The organism is Paratractidigestivibacter sp. (assembly GCF_052362415.1).
In the GTDB taxonomy this organism is placed as follows: Bacteria; Actinomycetota; Coriobacteriia; order Coriobacteriales; family Atopobiaceae; genus Paratractidigestivibacter.
In genome coordinates, this window is record NZ_DAWEMK010000180.1 from 1 (window position 1) to 1195 (window position 1195).

A 1195-nucleotide genomic window follows, 5' to 3' on the forward strand; every position below is an offset into this window, starting at 1 on the left:
GGCGACCAGTGCCCCAGTAAACCACGGAGTTCTCAGCCATGATTAGGCCCTCCAATCGATCTTCACGGGGTTCTGGGCGGCGTGCGGGTGCTCGGGGCCGGCGTAGACCTTGAGCTTGGTGCCCTGGGCACGGCCGAGCGAGGACTTGGGGAGCATGCCCTTGACCGCGTGCTCGATGACGCGCTCGGGGTGCTTCTCCATGGCCTCCTTGAAGCTCTCGAACTTGAGGCCGCCGAGATAACCGGAGTAGCGCCAGTAGCGCTTCTGGTCCATCTTGTTGCCGGTGAGGATGACCTTGTCGGCGTTGATCACGACGACGAAGTCACCGGTGTCGGCGTTCGGGGTGTACTGCGGCTTGTTCTTGCCACGGAGATACATGGCAGCAGTGGTCGCAAGACGACCGAGGGTCGCGCCCTCAGCGTCGAGAAGCACCCACTTGCGCTCGACTTCGCCGGCCTTGGCGAACTGAGTCGACTTCTTCACTTGACTCCTCCTACGTACTTACGGTTCGACGGCTTCTGGACAAACCGCCGAGATGCTTGTTCATTTTCAGAGATTACGGGGCTCTGTTGACAAAGCTTGTAAATTGTACGTCACCGCAGGTCGCGCGGGCCGGTGATTTTTTCGTGCACGCTGCGCACACAAGATGCGCACACAGAAGCGCCCCAAGCGCCCGCGAGCGGGCGTCAGCTCGGGGAACTCCGCGCCCACCGTCCCCCGGTCAGCCGGCGAGGAAGGCGTCAATCTCGGCGAGGCGAGCCTCGGCTTGACGCCTGCCCTGCAGGTAGAGGTCGAGCAGCGGCGCGCCGGCGGTCTCCATGACGCCGACCTCGACGGGCGTCTCGGGCGCGATGACGAGGCAGCGACCCTCGCGCTCGATGTCCCACAGCTGCTCGCGCTGGGCGTTGTAGCGCGGTCCGCGCGTGCGCAGGGCCTCGGTGTAGTACGGGAAGTCGTCGTAGCGGTGCGAGCGCAGGACCATGGCCTCGGTGCCCGCGCCCTTCTGGTAGCCGCGGTCCTGCGTGACGACGACGAGCGCGCGGTCGACCGGCTCATGGCCCTCGACGCGGCGCGCCCCCGGCAGCCCCATGGCCACGGCGAAGGGGATGGAGTCCGTCGTGCCGCCATCGAGGTAGCGCTGGCCGCCGATCTCGACCATGCGGCTCATGCCGGGCAGCGAGGCGGACGCGCGGAC

The 1195-nt window shown here is 66.4% G+C and carries 2 protein-coding genes; both read right to left on the bottom strand.

Annotated features, from left to right (window positions below; genetic code table 11):
* Positions 1-42 precede the first annotated feature (42 nt).
* Complete coding sequence (rplM, locus tag ACT84W_RS10620; protein ID WP_417576145.1) at positions 43-483, bottom strand: 50S ribosomal protein L13; 441 nt, start codon at positions 481-483, stop codon at positions 43-45.
* Positions 484-721: 238 nt separating this feature from the next.
* On the bottom strand, positions 722-1195 hold a 474-nt coding region (locus ACT84W_RS10625; protein WP_444329194.1), incomplete at its 5' end, for a DUF6363 domain-containing protein.